Below are 17,429 nucleotides of genomic sequence, written 5' to 3'. Positions count from 1 at the left end.
ATGATGCATCAAATTGCATCAAAACAAAACTGGAGACAAACCATGACCGAAGTCACCCGCCGCAGCGTGCTGCGCACCCTGTCCGCCGCATCCGCCGCCGGCATCGCCGCCGCCCTGCCCTCCATGGCCCGCGCCGCCGAGTTCTCCTACAAGTACGGCAACAACCTGCCCGTCACCCACCCGCTCAACATCCGCGCCCAGCAGGCCGCCGACCGCATCCTCAAAGAAACCAACGGCCGGGTCGAGATCAAGATCTTCCCGAACAACCAGCTGGGCGGCGACACCGACATGCTGGCCCAGGTGCGCTCCGGCGGCATCGAGTTCTTCACACCGTCGGCCCTGGTCATCGCCACCCTGGTGCCGGTGGCCGCCATCAACGCCGTCGGTTTTGCCTTCAGCGACTACAACCAGGTCTGGGGCGCCATGGACGGCAAGCTGGGCGCGCATGTGCGCGAAGCCATCAGCAAATCGCGCCTCTATGCTTTTGAAAAGATGTGGGACAACGGCTTCCGCCAGACCACCAGCAGCAAGGCGCCCGTCACCACAGCCAAAGACATGGACGGCCTGAAGATCCGCGTGCCGGTGAGCCCGCTGTCGATCTCCATGTTCAAGGGCCTGGGCGCCGCGCCCGCCAGCCTGCAGTTCAGCGAGGTGTATTCCTCGCTGCAAACCAAGATCGTCGACGCGCAGGAAAACCCGCTGCCCATCATCCAGGTCGCCAAGCTGTACGAAGTGCAGAAGTTCTGCTCGCTGACCAACCACATCTGGGATGGCTACTGGTTCATCGCCAACGGCCGCGCGTGGGAGAAGCTGCCCGCCGACCTCAAGACCATCGTGGCCCGCGCCATCAACGAAGCCGGCCTGCAACAGCGCGACGACATCAAAAAGCTCAACGAGACCGTGGTCACCGATTTGCAGTCCAAGGGCCTCACCATCAACCGCCCGCAAGCCGATACCTTCCGTGCCAAGCTGCGTGAAGCCGGTTTTTATGGCGAGTGGAAGGAGCGTTTTGGCGCCGAGGCCTGGGGCTTGCTAGAACAGTCAGTCGGCAAACTGGCCTAAGGCTTTCCCCTCTCTTCCCCCCTCTCCCCCTGGGAGAGGGTAGGGGTGAGGGCCAGCGGCGATTGAGCAAGCGCTTTTGCTTCTGCCGCAAGCCCCCATCCCAACCTTCCCCCAGCGGGGGAAGGCGCTAAAACCAGTAGCCGCAATCCTCTCGCCCTCTTCCCGGAGACCTCATGTCCCACGCTTCCCTTCAACCGCCCGCCGACGCACCGCCCGCGAACCCGCTGAGCGGCCTCGCGCACAAGGTCGACCGCGGCCTGGGTTATGTGGTGGAGTCCATCGCCGCCGCCCTGGTGCTGGCCGAAATCATCGTGCTGTTCGCCGGCGTGGTCTCGCGCTACGTCTTCCATTCACCGCTGGTCTGGTCAGACGAGCTCGCGTCCATCATGTTCCTCTGGCTGTCGATGCTGGGTGCGGTCGTCGCGCTGCGCCGCGGCGAACACATGCGCATGACGGCGCTGGTCAACAACGTCAGCCCGCACACCCGCGCGCTGCTCGACACCATCGCCATCACCGCCTCCATCGCCTTCCTGGTGCTGGTGATTTACCCGGCGGGTGAATACGCCTATGAAGAAAGCTTCATCGTCACCGCGGCGATGGAAGTCAACAACGCCTGGCGTGCCTCGGCCATTCCGGTCGGCATGGGGCTCATGGTCGTGGTCGCCGTGCTGCGCCTCTTGCGCATCAGCACCTTCAAACAAACCGGCATCGCGCTGGCCGGCACCGCTGCCGTCGTCGCGCTGTTCTGGTTCGCGCAACCGCTGCTGCAACCGCTGGGCAAGCTCAACCTGATCATCTTCTTTGTCGTCATCGTGGCCGGCACCGTGCTGTCGGGTGTGCCTATCGCGTTCTCGTTCGCGCTGGCCACCTTCGGCTACCTCGCGCTCACCACCTCCACGCCGCTGCTAGTCATGGTCGGCCGCATGGACGAAGGCATGTCGCACATGATCCTGCTGGCGGTGCCGCTCTTTATCTTTCTGGGCGCGCTGATCGAGATGACCGGCATGGCCAAGGCCATGATCCAGTTCCTCGCCAGCCTGCTCGGCCATGTGCGCGGCGGCCTCAGCTATGTGCTGATTGGTGCGATGTACCTGGTCTCGGGTATCTCGGGCTCCAAGATCGCCGACATGGCCGCGATTGCGCCCGTGCTCTTTCCTGAAATGAAAAAGCGCGGCGCCAAGCCCGGCGACCTGGTGGCGCTGCTGTCGGCCACCGGCGCGCAGACCGAAACGATTCCGCCCTCCATCGTGCTCATCACTATCGGCTCCGTCACCGGCGTGTCGATTGCCGCGCTCTTCACCGGCGGCCTGCTGCCCGCCGTGGTGCTGGGGCTGGCGCTCTGCACCGTCGTGTGGTGGCGCTACCGCCATGAAGACCTGAGCGGCGTCGCCCGCTACAGCAAACGCGAAATCGGCAAGCTGCTGCTGATCGCCCTGCCCGCCATCATCCTGCCCTTTGTCATCCGCGCGGCAGTGGTCGAAGGCGTGGCCACCGCCACCGAGGTCTCCACCATCGGCATCATCTATTCGGTACTGGCGGGGCTCTTTCTGTACCGGCAGTTTCCGTGGCGCCGCCTCATGCCCATGCTGATCGAAACCGCCTCGCTCACCGGCGCCATCATGTTCATCATCGGCTGCGCCACCGCCATGGCCTGGGGCCTCACGCAGTCGGGTTTCTCGCAAGACCTGGCGCGCATCATGGGCAGCCTGCCCGGCGGCGCCTACGGCTTCCTCGCCGTGTCCATCGTCGCTTTTGTCATCCTGGGCAGCGTGCTCGAAGGCATCCCCGCCATCGTGCTGTTCGGCCCGCTGCTTTTTCCTATCGCCCGCATGGTCGGCGTGCATGACGTGCACTACGCCATGGTCGTGATCTTCGCCATGGGCATAGGCCTCTTCGCGCCGCCCTTCGGCGTCGGCTACTACGGCGCCTGCGCGGTCAGCAAGGTCGACCCCGACGAAGGCATTCCCTACATCTGGGCTTACATGGGCGCGCTGCTGGTCGGCCTGGCCCTGGTGGCGGCCGTGCCCTGGTTCTCTACCGGTTTCCTCAAAAACTAATCCGTCCATTTCACTGGAGCAAAACAACATGAGCAAATTTTTTGGCGAGATCCGCCAGCTGGGCTACGTCGTGCCCGACATCGAGGCCGCGATGAAGTACTGGAGCGAAACGCTTGGCGTCGGCCCCTGGTTCTACAACCCCAAGGTGCCCATCAAAAACTACAGCTACAAAGGCGAGTCGCATGAGCCGCACAACTCGGTGGCGCTGGCCAACTCAGGCTTTGTGCAGGTCGAGCTGATCCAGACGCGCAACGACGTGCCTTCGATGTACCGCGACTTCCTGCAAGCCGGCCGCACCGGGCTGCAGCACGTCGCCTACTGGACGACCAACTACGACGCCGACCTGGAGCGCCTGCTCAAACAGGGCTTCAAGCCGGTCATGAAGGGCGAGGTCGGCCAGAACGGCCGCTTCATCTACTTCGACACCGAATACCACCCCGGCACCGTGATCGAGCTCTCCGAAGTCGCCGGCCCCAAGGGCAAGATGTTCGACCTGATCCGCAGCTCCAGCGAAGGCTGGGACGGCAGCGACCCGGTGCGCCCCTTCCCAGATCTGAGCAAACTCTGAGCACCGCCATGCAAGCCGACCGCTTTGAAGCCACCTACCTGATCGAAACCCCGCTGGCGCCCGCGCAGGTGGCCGAGGTGATGGCGGGCGAGCAGTCCTGCGGCACCTTCACCCGCGTGGAGGGCGAGACCGACGAGCTGCGCCAGCGCGCCCGCGCCACCGTCGAGCAGATCGACGAGCTGGAATCCGTGAACGCGCCCAGCCTGCCCAACGCCCTGCTGGAACGCAAAGGCCATACCGGACCCAAGGGCGGCCCCTGGCGGCGCGCGCGCGTGCGCATTTCCTTCCCTGTTGCCAATATCGGCGCCAACCTGCCCACACTGGCCGCCACCGTCTCCGGCAACCTCTACGACCTGGGCGAAGCCAGCGGCCTGCGGCTTGAAAGCATGAAGCTGCCCGCCGCCTACCGCGCGCAGTTCGACATGCCCCAGGTCGGCATCGCCGGCACACGCAAGGCCACGGGCGTAGCTGCAGGCGCGCTGGTCGGCACCATCATCAAACCCAATGTCGGCTTCAGCGCCGCGCAAACCGCCGAACTGGTGGCGCGCCTGTGCGCAGCCGGTGTGGACTTCATCAAGGACGACGAAGTCTGCGCCGACCCGGCCCATGCCCCGCTGGCCCAGCGCGTGCCCGCCGTGATGGCCGTGGTGCGCGAGCACCAGCAGCGCACCGGCAAACACGTCATGGTGGCCTTCAACATCACCGATGAAACCGATGCCATGAAACGCCATGCCGACCTTGTCGAGCGCGAAGGCGGCAGCTGCGTCATGGCCAGCCTCAACTGGTGCGGCCATTCAGGCATGCAGACCCTGCGCCGCCACACCGGCCTGGCCATCCATGGCCACCGCAACGGTTATGGCGCGCTGTCGCGGCACCCGCTGCTGGGCATGTCCTTTCAGGCTTATCAAACGCTGTGGCGACTGGCAGGCGTCGACCACATGCATGTGCACGGCTTGCAGGGCAAGTTCTCGCAACCCGACGAAGAGGTCATCGAGTCGGCGCACGACTGCTACACGCCACTGACAGATGGCATCAACAGCGTGGACGATCGCGTCATGCCGGCCTTCTCGTCAGGCCAATGGGCCGGCACCGTGCCCGCCACCTGGGCCGCGGTGAAGAACGACGACCTGCTTTTTATGTCCGGCGGCGGCATCCTCGCGCACCCGGGCGGCCCGGCCGCGGGCGTCGCCAGCATCCGCCAGGCCTGGGCGGCCGCGCGTGCGGGCGTCACGCTGGCCGACCATGCGCGTGAGGCGCCAGAGCTGGCGGCCGCACTCGCCTTCTTCGGCAAGTAAACCATGGCTTCGCACGACGGCCGGCTCAAGGTGGCCTATTACGGTGACGACTTCACCGGCGCCACCGACACGCTGGCCACCGCCGCGCGAGCGGGCCTTCGCACACTGCTCTTCCTCGGCCTGCCAACCGACGCGCAACTGCAGCGCGCAGGCCCGCTCGACTGCCTGGGCATTGCCGGCGCGGCCCGTGCGATGAGCCCCGACGAAATGCGCGCTGAACTCGAACCGGTGGGCCAGCTGTTCGCGCGCCTGGGCGCGCCGGTCATGCACTACAAAACCTGCTCGACCTTCGACAGCGCACCCCACGTCGGCAGCATAGGCGCGGCCATCCGCATCCTGCAGCCGCACGCCGGCAACGCCCTGGTGCCCATCGTGGGCGGCCAGCCCAACCTCAGGCGCTACTGCGTGTTCGGCAACCTGTTCGCAGGCGCCGGTGAAAACATCCACCGCATAGACCGCCACCCCACCATGAGCCGGCACCCCGTCACGCCCATGCACGAAGCCGACCTGCGCAAGCACCTGGCCGCGCAAGGCCTGGCGCAGGTTGCGGGCGTGGACTACCCCAGCTACGACCAGGACGCCGAAGCGCTGAGCCGGCAGCTCGATGCGCTTTTGGCCCGCAAGCCTGACGCGGTCTTGCTCGACGTTGCCCACACCGGCCACCTGGCCACTGTGGGCCGGCTGATCTGGCAACGCGCACAAACCCAGCGCCTGCTGGCCGTCGGCCCCAGCAGCGTTGTGCAGGCCCTGGCCGCGCACTGGCAGGCGAATGCAGAGGCCACCACAACCCGCATCGCTGCGGCCACCGGCCCCGTGCTGGTGCTGGCCGGCAGCCTCTCGCCCATGACGGCGCTGCAGGTCCAGGCAGCCAGCTCTTACCGGCAGGTCGCACTGGACGCTGCCCGCCTTACCGGCGATGCAGACTACGCACAGCAGATGTCGGCGCAAATTGCGGGGCTGCTGGCCCAGGGCCGCCACGTGCTGGCCTGCACTTCAGCGCCAGACCCTGCGCCCGGCAGCGCCGTAGACAGCCGCGCACTCGCGCAAGCCTGTGGCGAGCTGCTGGCGCGCGTGCTCAAAGCCGCTCCCCTGCGCCGCCTCGGCATTGCCGGCGGCGACACCTCCAGCCACGCCGTGCAGGCGCTCAACGCCTGGGGCCTGTCCTACGCGGCGCAACTCGCACCCGGCGTCGCCCTGTGCCGCCTGCACAGCGACGAGGCTGCGCTCGACGGCATGGAGATCATGCTCAAGGGTGGGCAAATGGGCAGCGAAGACCTGTTCCAGACCCTGCTGCACGGCACCGCCTGACGGCGGCAGGCAGCCCAACAGGGGTGAGCGTTCAAGAAACTTTACATACCGTCATCGGCGGGCAATGGCGTGGATACACACGGCCGCCACACTTGCTTTCAACCTGAAGCCAAAAGCCGTATGTCACGGGCGATGGATTTCAGGCTTCTTCTCTTTGAAAGGAAGTTCTCCATGAAATTCGCATTCAACCGCAGTGCTTCACTCAATAGCCTCGTACTCGCCGGCCTGCTGGCAACCGCAGGCGCCGGCGCCATGGCGCAAACCCCTCCCCCCGCACCGGCCGGCTCGCCGCCCGTCGCAGGCAAACCCGCCGGCCACCACGGTGACCGCATGGCGCGCCATGACCCGGCCAAGATGCAGGCATGGATCGCCAAGCGCCAGGCCGAGCTCAAGGCCAAGCTCAAGATCACGCCCGCGCAGGAAGGCGCATGGACCAGCTACACGGCCTCCATGCAGCCGCCCGCACGCGGCGCACGCCCCACGCCTGAGCAGCGCGCCGAGTTCGACAAGCTGACTACGCCCCAGCGCATCGACAAGATGAAGGAAATGCGCACCCAGCGCATGGCCGAGATGAACGCGGCGATGGACAAACGCGGCGAAGCCACCAAGACCTTCTACGCGGCCCTGACGCCTGAGCAGCAAAAGACCTTTGACACCGAGCACAAGAAGTTCGGCCGTCACCACGGCGGCGGCCCGCGCGGCCACGGTGGCCCAGCCCCGCAAAAGGGCTAAACCCCCGGTGCGTTAAAGCGCTCCTGCCCCAGCCCGCACCGCAACCCGGTGCGGGCTTTTTTGTGCCTGGCTGAAGCCGCCCCAGACACCACCGGAAGCCCGCGTAGGACGGCATCGAAACCACCCGTTCAGACCGCGTCGCGTCACTAAACTGATTCGATGATCAAAGTACGCAAGGGCCAGGCGCCGGCCGTCCTCACGCGCAGCGCCTTCCACGAGCGCTTCATGCAGTCCTTCGTCGACCCCGCCTTCCGCAGCGAAGACGAAGCCCTGGCCCGCCTTGAGCAGGTGGCGTGGGAAGCCTATAAAGAAGGCCGCAAGGCGCCGTTCACACGCAAGGCCGGCAAGGGCTTTGCCGACCCCGAGTACGACCTGTCGACGGAGTGGCTTGCAACACGCGCAGCCCTGAAGAAGGCCCAAGCCGCGTGGAAGAAACCCGCCACGCCTTCACGCGTGCTGCTCATCTGCGGCTCGGCCCGCAACGACGGCACCTGCCCCGGCGAAATCTCCAAAACCTGGCGACTGCTGAACACCGCCAAAACCTCGCTCGAAAGCGCGGGCATGGCCTGCGATGTGCTCGACTTGAGCCTGCTCACCTCCAGCTACCACCTCAACATCCACCCCTGCAAGGGCTGCGTCTCTACCGCCATGCCGCTGTGCCACTGGCCCTGCAGCTGCTACCCCAACCACTCACTGGGGCAAACCAGCGACTGGATGGCCGAAATCTACGAACGCTGGACGGCCGCGCACGGCGTCATCATCCTCACGCCGGTGTACTGGTACCAGTCGCCCAGCCCGCTCAAGCTCATGATCGACCGCCTGGTCTGCGCCGACGGCGGCAACCCAGACCCGACCAGCACGCACGGCAAAAAGCCGTCGGAAGCCAAGGCGCTGGAAATGAACGGCTGGGACTACCCCAAGCACCTGGCCGGCCGCGCCTATGGCGTGGTGGTGCACGGCGATGTCGCCGGCATTGAGGGCGCGCGCCGCAGCCTGACGGACTGGCTGGACTGGATGGGCCTCATCGACGCCGGCACCCAGGCGCGGCTGGACCGCTTTATCGGCTACTACGAACCCTATGCCACCAGCCACAGCACGCTGGATGCCGACAAGGCCGTGCTGACCGAGGTGCGCAATGTGGCCAAGGCCGTCGCCGCTGCCGTCAAGTCACTGCGCGCCGGCACGCTTTCGCAGCCGGACAAGAGCCTGCAACGGCCACGGCCAAAATAAAAGCAAGCCGCACATAAAAAAAACCGGGCGGCAGGTTCAACCCGCGCCCGGTATTCGTAAAGTGCTTGTTATCCGGTGGCAAGAACCCAAGCGCACTTAGCGCTTGAATTCAGGCTAAGCGTCTAACGCTTACTTGGTGCCGCCGCTCAGGTCGGCGCCGCCCTGCACGCCGGCCCGCACGCCACCCTGCACACCGCCTGCAGCATTGCTCACACCGTTATAGGTGCGCTTGGCGCCGCTCTTCACGGCGCTGCCCGTGCGGGCAACGGCACGGCCCGTGCCATCTACCACGCCTGCGGCCTGGCCACCCACGTTGCTGGCGCCGGATGCATTCACGCCCACGCCCGCATTGGCGCCTGCGCCCACCCGGCCGCTGCTCATGCCGGAGCCCAGGCCGCTGTCACCGCCGCCGCTGGCGGCCGCATTGGCGCGCACACCGGCATCAATGTTGGTGTTCTGGCCGAGCGACACGCCCAAACCCGCACCCGTGTTGGCGCCAACGCCTGCTGAGCGTGTGCCCGCACCGGCATTCACGCCGACACCGGCACCCACGCCTACGCCGAGGCCCTGTGCGAACACGGCAGGGGAAGCAAACGCCGCAGCCAGCGTCAGGGCAGCAGCAACGGGAATAGAACGAATGGTGGAACGAATAGTGAACTTGGACATATCAATCTCCTTGGAAAAACGATGGGCTTGAAGGTGAGCGTGCCAAAAGGCAGCTTCTCCAGGCGGGTTGGGTTAATTACTTGGTGCCGCCGGCGGCAGGGCCTTGTGCGCCACCTGTGGAGGTGGCAGCGGCGTCACGCGCTGCGGAGTTCTTCGCGCGCTTGGCGGCGCGTTTTTCGCGCTTTTCAGCACGGGCAGCCGCACGTTCAGCCTTGGCGGCCGTGCGCGCTTCAGGTGTTGTGGGCGTGCCGCCCATCGGGGCTGCCTTGACCTGGTCCTGCGCCTTGGTGCTGCCGGGCGGCGTGGCGGTGTCGGTCTGTGCATGGACCTGAGCGCCCACGAGCAGAGCAGCGGCCATTGCAGCGGCGACAGGAATGGATTTCATGGAGAACTTCGTCATGGTTATTTCCTCTTCAGTTAAGCCCCGTTAATAAGGCGCGTTTGATAAACATGCCCTGATGTGATGACGGGGCTGATTTCAATTTAAGTGGCAAGCTGCGGTGAACTTGCCGGAGAGGCACGCCGCACCATGTAGGACACTGCGCCCGCAGCCTGTGGTTGCGCAGCCCCCTCCTCTACGGCGGCATGGAAGGCGCGCCAGCCGGGCGTGCAAATAAGTTTCTGTCCTACACCCCGGGCAAAAGCCCCAGAGACACAATCAACGCCAAGGTCAACATCAAGGTCTCTACCAAGGTGTCCGGCGGGCGCGTATCCTGTTCCTTCTTCTTTTTCTTTACACCGCGCCCCGCCACTTTTGCCTTCTCTTTTTATGCAGCCTCCTGTTCCCGACTCTTCCGATGCCTCCCGCCGCAGCGCGCCCGACGCGCTGTCCGTGGCCGTTCCCGTCAAGCCGCCCAAGGCGGGCACGCGGGTCGACATGGCCGCTGTCGAGGCCGACACGCAAACCGCCCTGGCCGCGGTGAGCCCCGAGTCCTCGTTTTCCTTCAAGGTGCTCACGGTCAACATCCACAAGGGCTTTACCTTCTTCAATCGCAAGTTCATCCTGCCCGAGCTGCGCGAAGCCGTGCGCAGCGTGGGCGCCGACGTGGTCTTCCTGCAAGAGGTCACCGGCAACCACGTCAAGCACCAGGACAAGTTCGACAACTACCCCGAAACCCCGCACTACGAATTCCTGGCCGACACCATCTGGCCGCAGTTCGCCTACGGCCGCAACGCCGTGTACACCAACGGCCACCACGGCAACGCGGTGCTGTCGAAATTTCCCATCGTGCGTTTTGAAAACCGCGACGTCTCCATCAGCGGGCCCGAGCGCCGCGGCCTGCTGCATTGCGAGCTGCAAATCCCCGGCCGCAGCGTGAATGTGCATGCCATCTGCGTGCACCTGGGGCTGATGGAGTCGCACCGCGAGCAGCAGATGGACATGCTCTGCGAGCTGGTGCGCAAAGACATTCCGCCGCATGCACCCGTGGTGGTGGCCGGCGATTTCAACGACTGGCGGCACCGCGCCCATGCGCGGCTTGAAAAAGGCGCCGAGCTGCACGAAGTCTTTGTGCAGGCCAACGGCCAGGCGGCGCGGACCTTCCCCGCGCGCCTGCCCCTGCTGCGCCTGGACCGCATTTATGTGCGCAACGCCATTGGCCATGCGCCCGTGGTGCTGCCATTGCGGCCCTGGTCGCATCTCTCTGACCATGCGCCGCTAGCGGCAGAAATCGAGCTCTAGATATGTCCAGATGGGTGAGTGGCAACCAGTTTCGCTTGCTTGAAAACGGCGAGGAGTTTTTCCCCCGCGTCTTTGAGTGCATCGCCGCGGCCAAGCGCGAAGTGATGGTGGAAACCTTCATCCTGTTTGAAGACAAGGTCGGTGAAGAGCTGCACGCGGCGCTGCATGCGGCCGCGCGGCGCGGCGTGCAGGTCGACCTGACCATAGACGGCTACGGCTCGCCCGATCTTTCGCCCGAATTCATCTCCACCCTCACGCGCGCCGGTGTGCGCATCCATGTATTTGACCCAGGCCCCAAGCTCTGGGGCTGGCGCACCAACGTGTTCCGCCGCATGCATCGCAAGATTGTGGTGGTGGATGGCGAGCGCGCCTTTGTCGGCGGCATCAATTACTCGGCCGACCACCTGGCCGACTTCGGCCCCGAGGCCAAGCAGGATTACGCGGTTGAAATCGAAGGCCCCATCGTCGGCGACATCGACACCTTTGTGCACAAAGCCCTGGCTGCAGGCCACCGCAATGCAGGCGCGGAACCGCCACCCGGCCTGCGCGAGCGTTTTACCAACCGCGCGCGTTCGCTGGCCGGCACCTGGCGCGGCGACAGCGTTCCCACACCCGTGGGCGAGGCCTCGGCGCTTTTTGTGACACGCGACAACCGCAAACACACCAACGACATCGAGCGCCACTACCGCGCCGCCATTCGCACGGCGCGCCAGCGCGTGGTGATCGCCAACGCCTATTTCTTCCCCGGCTACCGGCTGCTGCGGGAAATGCGCCACGCCGCACGGCGCGGCGTTGACGTGCGCCTCATCCTGCAGGGCGAGCCCGACATGGCCATCGTCAAGACGGCAGCCAGCATGCTGTACCACCACCTGCTGGACGCCGGCGTGCGCATTTACGAATACTGCGAGCGGCCGCTGCACGGCAAGGTCGCCGCCATCGACGACGAATGGGCCACCGTGGGCTCCAGCAACCTGGACCCGCTCAGCCTCTCGCTCAACCTCGAGGCCAATGTCGTCATCCGCGACCGCGCCTTCAACCAGCATTTGAACGAGCGGCTGGACGCGCTGATGCAGCACAGCTGCAAGCAGATTGCCCGCGAAGACCTGGTCGAATCGACCTGGTGGCGCAAGCTGCGCAGCTATTTTGTGTTTCACCTGCTGCGCCGCTACCCCGCCTGGGCCGGCTGGCTGCCGGCGCACGCGCCGCGCCTGACGCCCGCCGGCACGCTGATGCCCGCCCCCGCTGCGCCAGCCGCTTCCCCAGCTTCCAAGCCGGTGGGCCAGGCCAAACCGGTGTGAGACCCTGATGGCCCAAAGCCGCACCTTGCCAATACCCGGCCAGGCCCCCGCCCCTCACATCAGCCGTCACAAGCCCTGGTGGACCTGGCTCAAACGCGGCGCCACGCTCGTCTTCTTTGCGCTGGTCGCCGGCCTGCTCGTGTCGCAGGCCCGCACCATAGACTGGAGCCAGGTCCTCACCTCGCTAGAGGACTACCCCGTCACCGCGGCCTGGGGCGCGGTGGTGCTGATGCTGGCCAGCTTCACGCTCTACAGCTGCTTTGACTTGCTGGGCCGCCACTACACCGGCCACACCCTGCGCACCCCCACGGTGATGCTGGTGACCTTTGTGAGTTACGCCTTCAACCTCAACCTGGGCTCGCTGGTGGGCGGCGTGGCCTTTCGCTTTCGCCTCTATTCACGGCTGGGCCTGCGCAATGGCGCCATCACCCGCATCATGTCCATCAGCATGCTCGCCAACTGGATGGGCTACCTGCTGCTGGCAGGCCTGGTGTTCAGCCTCAAGCCGCCCACCCTGCCGCCCGGCTGGCCCATCACCAGTGATCACCTGCGCCTGATCGGTTGTGTGCTGCTGGCCGTTGCCGCCGGCTATCTCGCCATTTGCGCCTTCTCGCGCCGGCGCTCGCTGGGGCTGCGCGGCCATGAGATCGAGCTGCCCTCATTCCGCCTGGCCGCCCTGCAGCTGGTGATGGGCGCGGGCAACTGGCTCATCATGTCGTCGATTATTTTTATCCTGCTGCAGCACCGCATCGAGTTCTCGGCCGTCGTCAGCGTGCTGCTGCTGGCCGCCATCGCCGGCGTCATCACCCACATCCCGGCCGGGCTGGGCGTACTGGAGGCGGTGTTTGTCGCCCTGCTCTCCCACCTGATGCCGCAGGCCGAGCTGCTGGCCGCGCTGGTGGCCTACCGCGTGGTCTATTACCTGGTACCGCTGGGTGTGGCGGCGGCGACTTACCTGGTGATGGAAGCCAAAGCCAGGCAGTTACGCCGCCCGGCACGCTGATCACCCATTTCGCCTGCTTTTAGGCGGTTTTTAGGCGCCAAAGCCACAAGTTGGCCAGGGCCTTGCGCCCACTTTCACACCAAAACCCACAAACACTGTATATTGATACAGTATATTTTGGGCTTTAAGGCTGTGGCCGCCCTCCTTCCCGCTCATGGGTTACGCGCCCCCGGGAACTCGGCCTCTTTGCCTACAGGCGCGGTGCAACCCAACACCGCACCATGAAGTCTGACGTGAAGAAAGAAGAAAGGATGTACGCATGGGTGTGATGAATGACCTGCTGACGAACGACCTCTTTCCCCAGGCGCTGCTGCCCGTCACGCTGCAGGGTCAGGCAGATTACGAGGGCTTTCGCCGTGCCGCGCGCGGCATGCTCGCCCAAAACATCCTGCCCGAGCAGGTGAGCTGGCAGTGCAGCAGCACGCCATTTGGAGGCGCTGAAGGCGCCGAGGCCACCGGCCCCGCGCTCAGCGACGCACCCGCCGTCAGCGTACCGCCCGAATACGTCGCCCTTTGCCAGTTGGCCGTCATGCACAGCAGCCCCCAGCGTTTCAACCTGCTTTACCGCCTGCTGTGGCGCCTGGTGCACGAGCCCGAGCTGCGCCACAACCAGCTAGACGCCGACATGGCGCTGGCCCGCCAGATGGCCGAAGAAGTGCGCCACGACATGCAGAAAATGAAGGCCCAGCTGCGCTTTCACTCGGTGCAAGACGACACCTTCAAAAGCCGGCCCCAGGGCGGGCCGCTGCATGTAGCCTGGTTCGAGCCCGAGCACCACATCATGGACGCCGTCGCACCGCTGTTTGCCAAACGCTTTGCACACATGCGCTGGGCCATCCTCACACCCGAAGGCAGCGTCGAAGCCGACTACCTGGGCCCGCAAAACTTCGGCCACGCCCGGCATGCCGGCGGCGCAGAGTACGCCGTGGCAAAACCCCAGGAGCCGGTGGTCGCCCTGCGCTTTGGCCCGGCAGCCGGCAAAAGCGCCGCGCCCACGCCCGACGCCAGCGAGCAGCGCTGGCTCACCTTCTACGAGCAGGTCTTTCACCCCGACCGCCTGCGCCGGCGGCTGATGCAAAAAGAGCAGCCCCGCCATTACCGCAAAAGCCGGCCACGCGCCAAGCCGTCCTCCACCGGCACGCGCAACACCCATGCAGCCAGAGGCGCATCAGGTGCTTCGGGCAGCGGCCAGGCCTCCGGCCGGTCGCTGTCGATTTAGCAGCGGCGTGCGCTCAGGGCGCTGAACTCAGGGCTACTCAGGGCTGACGCGGCGCCGATGACGCCGCACCCGGCACGGGCGCTTGTCCCGGCTGGGGCAACACCGTGTCACGGCCATCACTCGTGCCCGGCGGTGTCGTCGGCCGGATGCTGGAGTCACGCGGGTCCGGCGGCGGAGGGGGTGCCTCAGGCAACTGCTCACGGAACGCCGGGTTGCGGTTGATGCGATTTGGCCGCGGCGTGCTGGGGCTGGTGGCAGGCTGCGGCTTCACCGCGGGAGCCGACGGGCCCGGCTCTGTCTGGGCTGCCGCCCAGGGAGCGGCCGCCAACATCAGCAAGGCGGCGAGCGAAACGCCAGCGCCTTGCATCACGGCAGCAGTTAATTGTTTCTTTGCTTGTTGCATGGCCATACCTCCTGGGTTGCGTGTAGTGGGTTCACTCGCCTACAAGATAGATCAACAGGCGCGCAATGAAGTTCACTTTACGCCGCTGCCCGCTGGCCCCTCAAACCGTGCGCCGGACCACCAGCTCCTTGAAGCCCGTCTGCGCATCCTGCTCCCGCGTGAACGCCCAGCCCGGCAAAGGCGCCAGCACAATCTCCGCCGTCGTGCGCACCATGCAGCCCGGCATCACATGGCCGCCCCGCACCTGGCCACGCGCGTCGGCCACGCTGGCATGCAGGTGCGCGCCGTCCGCGCTCAACGTGCCCGAGAGCGTGATCAATTCCAGCGCTTCCACCAGCACCGTGCCGCCCGGTTCCGCCGCATAGCGCAGCACCGCGCGGGAAAGACTCCCCACGGCGGAGATGACGCAAGCGGCCTGCGCGCCCTGCTCCGCCTGCAGTTGGGCGAATGCGGCGTCCAGCGCTGTGCGGAGGTCTTCGCCTGGGGCCAGGCGGAGGACCAGGGCTTGGGGGGAGCTGCTTTCCGGCATGTGGGGAGGTTAGCGGACGGGGTTGGGATTGTTCAAGCGGTTTGTTAGGTGCTATTAGATTTATAGCCGCTTAGACCCTTGTCTATTGGCCTGCAGGCCGATTTGGAGGCTTGCTCCAGCGGCCAAACCAGGCCTTAACCCGCCACCAAGCGCAAAACCGTAATCTCCGAAGGCGCCCCAAACCGCTTGGGCGGCCCCCAGTACCCCGTGCCACGGCTGGTGTAAACCCACAGGTTCTGCAGCTTGTGCAAGCCCGCAGTAAACGGCTGCTGAAACCGCACAAACAAATTCCAGGGATAAAACTGCCCGCCATGCGTGTGGCCGGAAAGCTGCAAATCAAACCCGGCCTTGGCCGCAGCAGCCGCACTGCGCGGCTGGTGCGCCAGCAGCACACGTATGGCATTCAGCGGCGCGCCACGCAAGGCCAGCTCCGGGTCGCTGCGATGCAGCGGATCAAAGTGGCCGGCGCTGTAGTCCGTCACACCCGCCAACACCAGTGGCATACCGCCCTGCGACACCTCAGCGGGCGGGCGAATCACCACATGCTGGTTGAGCAGCACCGTCAGCCCCAGGCGGCGCAGCTCATCAATCCAGGCATGCGCGCCAGAGTAGTACTCGTGATTGCCCGTCACAAAGTAAGTGCCGTGGCGTGAGGCCAGATCAGCCAGCGGCGCAACATGGTCCGCCAGCTCGCTCACCTTGCCGTCCACCAGGTCGCCGGTAATCGCCACCACGTCGGCATGCTGTGCGTTGACCTTGTCGACGATGCGGCGCAAGTACGCCGCCTTGATCGTCGGCCCCACATGGATGTCGCTGATCTGCGCCAGAGTAAAGCCCTGCAGCGCGGGCGGCAGGTTTTTGATGGGCACATCGACCTTCACCACGGCGGCGGTGCGCCGCGCATTCAAAAAGCCCAGCACAGTGATGACCACGCCCAGCAGCGGCACGGCTTCGGCCGAGGTGGTGCGCAGCCAGGCCATGGGCAAGTTGCCCGGTGCAGCCATATCCACCAGCCACAGCAGCAGCAAGCCCGCATCGCGCGCCAGCGTCAACACCAGCATCGACGAGAACAGGCCCATAAAGAGCAGGCCCACCCAGGTCAGCACGTCGGCCAGCGGCTGTTTGGCCACACGCCCGGCCATCAGGCCCAGCGGCATCACCAGCGCAGAGATCGCCAGGCCCGCCATCAACAGCCATTGACCCGTGGGGTAGGCGGCCAGCTCAGGCACAAGGCGTGCGCCAATGTAAACATGGAGCAGCGCGGTTACAAGCGCCAGAGGCAGGAAGTTCATAAAAAAGATCCAGGGTGCGAAGCCCTGCATATGGGTGCGGGCCCCGTGCATTCAATGCTTGCGTGGTTTTTTACCGCGGCGCCGGCGCACCACATCAGTGCCGCTTGATGCCGCCGCCCCGGACCACAAACGTTTCACCCACTCACAAGTGCGACAAAGCGTGCGGCTGGATACGCTGCGCCGGCGGCTACCCTCGGCGATCTTTTGATCTCTTCTTTTCTCATTCTTTTGTGCGGCCCTCGCCGGCAGCCCGTTTTCTTTTGCCCATGACTCCATGACCGTTGCCATACAGGCCACCACTCCCGCCACCTTTGAAATCAAGAGCGCCAACCTGCCCCTGGTGGCCTTGCTGCTCAAGTCCACCGACCTTGTTGCGCTGGCGCGCGAGCTTGAAGCCCGCTTTGGCGATATCCCCGACTTCTTCGACCAGGATGCGCTGATCATCGACCTCTCGCCGCTGCAAGCCGCAGCGCAGGCCGGCCAGCCTGTGGGCGAGATCGACTTCCCCTCCCTCATCACCCTGCTGGGCAGCTACCAGTTGGTGCCCATCTCCGCCAAGGGCGGCAACCCGGCGCAAATGGCCGCGGCGCTTCAGGCCGGCTTGCTGCCCGTGCCCGATGCGCACCTGGTGCCCACGCGGCCCGCGCCTGCCGCAACACCCGCAGCAGAGCCTGCACACGCACCCGTCGCCGCCCCTCCCCCGGCACCGCAAGGCGCCATGGTCATCGACAAACCCCTGCGCTCAGGCCAGCAGGTCTATGCGCGCGGCCGCGACCTGGTGGTGCTGGCCATGGTCAATGCCGGGGCTGAAGTGATTGCCGACGGCCACATCCATGTCTATGCGCCACTGCGCGGCAAAGCCATGGCCGGCGCGCGCGGCAATGCGGACGCACGCATCTTCTCGCTGGCGCTGGAGGCCGAGCTGCTGTCGATTGCCGGCGTATACCGAACCAGCGAACATCCGCTGCCTGCCGGCATGGCGGGCAAGCCGACCCAAGTGCGGCTCGTCCCCGGCGAAGAAGGCGACAAGCTGGTCATGAATGTCATGTCGGCATAAGCACGGCAATCCTCCTCCCACCCAACACC

The 17,429-nt window shown here is 65.6% G+C and carries 17 protein-coding genes; 12 read left to right on the top strand and 5 right to left on the bottom strand.

Annotated elements, in window-relative coordinates; all coding sequences use genetic code 11:
- Positions 1-42 precede the first annotated feature (42 nt).
- The 7 genes from BM408_RS10825 (at position 43) to BM408_RS10795 (ending at position 8,252) form a co-directional block, all read left to right on the top strand.
- Positions 43-1,062, top strand: a complete 1,020-nt coding sequence (locus tag BM408_RS10825; protein ID WP_092129870.1) for a TRAP transporter substrate-binding protein — start codon at positions 43-45, stop codon at positions 1,060-1,062.
- 173 nt (positions 1,063-1,235) lie between these two features.
- On the top strand, positions 1,236-3,119 hold the full coding sequence (locus BM408_RS10820; RefSeq protein ID WP_092129869.1) for a TRAP transporter large permease: 1,884 nt from the start codon (positions 1,236-1,238) through the stop codon (positions 3,117-3,119).
- Between the two features lie 28 nt (positions 3,120-3,147).
- Positions 3,148-3,687 (top strand): VOC family protein, encoded by a 540-nt coding sequence (locus BM408_RS10815; protein WP_092129868.1) that lies wholly within the window; start codon positions 3,148-3,150, stop codon positions 3,685-3,687.
- 8 nt (positions 3,688-3,695) lie between these two features.
- Positions 3,696-4,982 carry a ribulose-bisphosphate carboxylase large subunit family protein gene (locus tag BM408_RS10810; protein WP_092129866.1) on the top strand — a complete coding sequence of 429 codons (1,287 nt, stop codon included), beginning with the start codon at positions 3,696-3,698 and terminating at the stop codon, positions 4,980-4,982.
- A 3-nt stretch (positions 4,983-4,985) separates the two neighbouring features.
- Positions 4,986-6,290 (top strand): four-carbon acid sugar kinase family protein, encoded by a 1,305-nt coding sequence (locus tag BM408_RS10805; protein WP_092129864.1) that lies wholly within the window; start codon positions 4,986-4,988, stop codon positions 6,288-6,290.
- Positions 6,291-6,461: 171 nt separating this feature from the next.
- Entirely contained in the window at positions 6,462-7,022 is a 561-nt protein-coding gene (locus tag BM408_RS10800) for a Spy/CpxP family protein refolding chaperone (RefSeq protein WP_092129862.1), read from the top strand.
- Positions 7,023-7,181: 159 nt separating this feature from the next.
- On the top strand, positions 7,182-8,252 hold the full coding sequence (locus BM408_RS10795; RefSeq protein WP_092129860.1) for a flavodoxin family protein: 1,071 nt from the start codon (positions 7,182-7,184) through the stop codon (positions 8,250-8,252).
- Between the two features lie 129 nt (positions 8,253-8,381).
- Here BM408_RS10795 and BM408_RS10790 read toward each other — a convergent pair whose 3' ends face one another.
- A complete protein-coding gene (locus BM408_RS10790; protein WP_092129858.1) occupies positions 8,382-8,918 on the bottom strand; it encodes a hypothetical protein in 537 nt (178 codons plus the stop codon).
- A 76-nt stretch (positions 8,919-8,994) separates the two neighbouring features.
- A complete protein-coding gene (locus tag BM408_RS10785) occupies positions 8,995-9,318 on the bottom strand; it encodes a hypothetical protein (protein ID WP_092129856.1) in 324 nt (107 codons plus the stop codon).
- 477 nt (positions 9,319-9,795) lie between these two features.
- Between BM408_RS10785 and BM408_RS10780 the strand changes: the two genes are divergently transcribed.
- The 4 genes from BM408_RS10780 (at position 9,796) to BM408_RS10765 (ending at position 14,119) form a co-directional block, all read left to right on the top strand.
- Positions 9,796-10,599: an endonuclease/exonuclease/phosphatase family protein gene (locus tag BM408_RS10780; protein ID WP_092130072.1), complete on the top strand. Its 804-nt coding sequence runs from the start codon at positions 9,796-9,798 to the stop codon at positions 10,597-10,599.
- 2 nt (positions 10,600-10,601) lie between these two features.
- The gene (clsB, locus tag BM408_RS10775; protein ID WP_092129854.1) at positions 10,602-11,897 is read left to right on the top strand and encodes a cardiolipin synthase ClsB; all 1,296 of its coding nucleotides are present in this window, start codon (positions 10,602-10,604) and stop codon (positions 11,895-11,897) included.
- A gap of 7 nt (positions 11,898-11,904) precedes the next feature.
- Positions 11,905-12,900 carry a lysylphosphatidylglycerol synthase domain-containing protein gene (locus BM408_RS10770; RefSeq protein ID WP_092129852.1) on the top strand — a complete coding sequence of 332 codons (996 nt, stop codon included), beginning with the start codon at positions 11,905-11,907 and terminating at the stop codon, positions 12,898-12,900.
- A gap of 259 nt (positions 12,901-13,159) precedes the next feature.
- Complete coding sequence (locus BM408_RS10765; protein WP_092129850.1) at positions 13,160-14,119, top strand: TIGR03915 family putative DNA repair protein; 960 nt, start codon at positions 13,160-13,162, stop codon at positions 14,117-14,119.
- Between the two features lie 37 nt (positions 14,120-14,156).
- Here BM408_RS10765 and BM408_RS22730 read toward each other — a convergent pair whose 3' ends face one another.
- The 3 genes from BM408_RS22730 to BM408_RS10755 all read right to left on the bottom strand — a co-directional run bounded on the left by BM408_RS22730 (position 14,157) and on the right by BM408_RS10755 (position 16,343).
- Positions 14,157-14,522 (bottom strand): hypothetical protein, encoded by a 366-nt coding sequence (locus BM408_RS22730; RefSeq protein WP_139237333.1) that lies wholly within the window; start codon positions 14,520-14,522, stop codon positions 14,157-14,159.
- A 100-nt stretch (positions 14,523-14,622) separates the two neighbouring features.
- Positions 14,623-15,051 (bottom strand): PPC domain-containing DNA-binding protein, encoded by a 429-nt coding sequence (locus BM408_RS10760; protein ID WP_092129848.1) that lies wholly within the window; start codon positions 15,049-15,051, stop codon positions 14,623-14,625.
- Between the two features lie 134 nt (positions 15,052-15,185).
- A complete protein-coding gene (locus BM408_RS10755) occupies positions 15,186-16,343 on the bottom strand; it encodes a metallophosphoesterase (protein ID WP_092130071.1) in 1,158 nt (385 codons plus the stop codon).
- Positions 16,344-16,617: 274 nt separating this feature from the next.
- On the opposite strand from BM408_RS10755, the gene minC reads away from it, so the two are divergent.
- Positions 16,618-17,400 (top strand): septum site-determining protein MinC, encoded by a 783-nt coding sequence (gene minC, locus BM408_RS10750; protein ID WP_092129846.1) that lies wholly within the window; start codon positions 16,618-16,620, stop codon positions 17,398-17,400.
- Positions 17,401-17,429: the final 29 nt, after the last annotated feature.

The sequence above is a fragment of the Polaromonas sp. YR568 genome, assembly GCF_900116715.1.
Classification (GTDB): domain Bacteria; phylum Pseudomonadota; class Gammaproteobacteria; order Burkholderiales; family Burkholderiaceae_C; genus Polaromonas.
The sequence above is the reverse complement of the archived record's forward strand: the minus strand, read 5'-3'. Positions and strand labels throughout refer to the sequence as shown.

Excerpts from the sequence above, each read along its gene's own strand:
- BM408_RS10825 (WP_092129870.1), top strand. The coding sequence starts at position 43 with ATGACCGAAGTCACCCGCCGCAGCGTGCTGCGCACCCTGTCCGCCGCA.
- BM408_RS10820 (WP_092129869.1), top strand. The coding sequence starts at position 1,236 with ATGTCCCACGCTTCCCTTCAACCGCCCGCCGACGCACCGCCCGCGAAC.
- BM408_RS10815 (WP_092129868.1), top strand. The coding sequence starts at position 3,148 with ATGAGCAAATTTTTTGGCGAGATCCGCCAGCTGGGCTACGTCGTGCCC.
- BM408_RS10810 (WP_092129866.1), top strand. The coding sequence starts at position 3,696 with ATGCAAGCCGACCGCTTTGAAGCCACCTACCTGATCGAAACCCCGCTG.
- BM408_RS10805 (WP_092129864.1), top strand. The coding sequence starts at position 4,986 with ATGGCTTCGCACGACGGCCGGCTCAAGGTGGCCTATTACGGTGACGAC.
- BM408_RS10800 (WP_092129862.1), top strand. The coding sequence starts at position 6,462 with ATGAAATTCGCATTCAACCGCAGTGCTTCACTCAATAGCCTCGTACTC.
- BM408_RS10795 (WP_092129860.1), top strand. The coding sequence starts at position 7,182 with ATGATCAAAGTACGCAAGGGCCAGGCGCCGGCCGTCCTCACGCGCAGC.
- BM408_RS10790 (WP_092129858.1), bottom strand. The coding sequence starts at position 8,918 with ATGTCCAAGTTCACTATTCGTTCCACCATTCGTTCTATTCCCGTTGCT.
- BM408_RS10785 (WP_092129856.1), bottom strand. The coding sequence starts at position 9,318 with ATGACGAAGTTCTCCATGAAATCCATTCCTGTCGCCGCTGCAATGGCC.
- BM408_RS10780 (WP_092130072.1), top strand. The coding sequence starts at position 9,796 with ATGGCCGCTGTCGAGGCCGACACGCAAACCGCCCTGGCCGCGGTGAGC.
- clsB (WP_092129854.1), top strand. The coding sequence starts at position 10,602 with ATGTCCAGATGGGTGAGTGGCAACCAGTTTCGCTTGCTTGAAAACGGC.
- BM408_RS10770 (WP_092129852.1), top strand. The coding sequence starts at position 11,905 with ATGGCCCAAAGCCGCACCTTGCCAATACCCGGCCAGGCCCCCGCCCCT.
- BM408_RS10765 (WP_092129850.1), top strand. The coding sequence starts at position 13,160 with ATGGGTGTGATGAATGACCTGCTGACGAACGACCTCTTTCCCCAGGCG.
- BM408_RS22730 (WP_139237333.1), bottom strand. The coding sequence starts at position 14,522 with ATGCAACAAGCAAAGAAACAATTAACTGCTGCCGTGATGCAAGGCGCT.
- BM408_RS10760 (WP_092129848.1), bottom strand. The coding sequence starts at position 15,051 with ATGCCGGAAAGCAGCTCCCCCCAAGCCCTGGTCCTCCGCCTGGCCCCA.
- BM408_RS10755 (WP_092130071.1), bottom strand. The coding sequence starts at position 16,343 with ATGAACTTCCTGCCTCTGGCGCTTGTAACCGCGCTGCTCCATGTTTAC.
- minC (WP_092129846.1), top strand. The coding sequence starts at position 16,618 with ATGACCGTTGCCATACAGGCCACCACTCCCGCCACCTTTGAAATCAAG.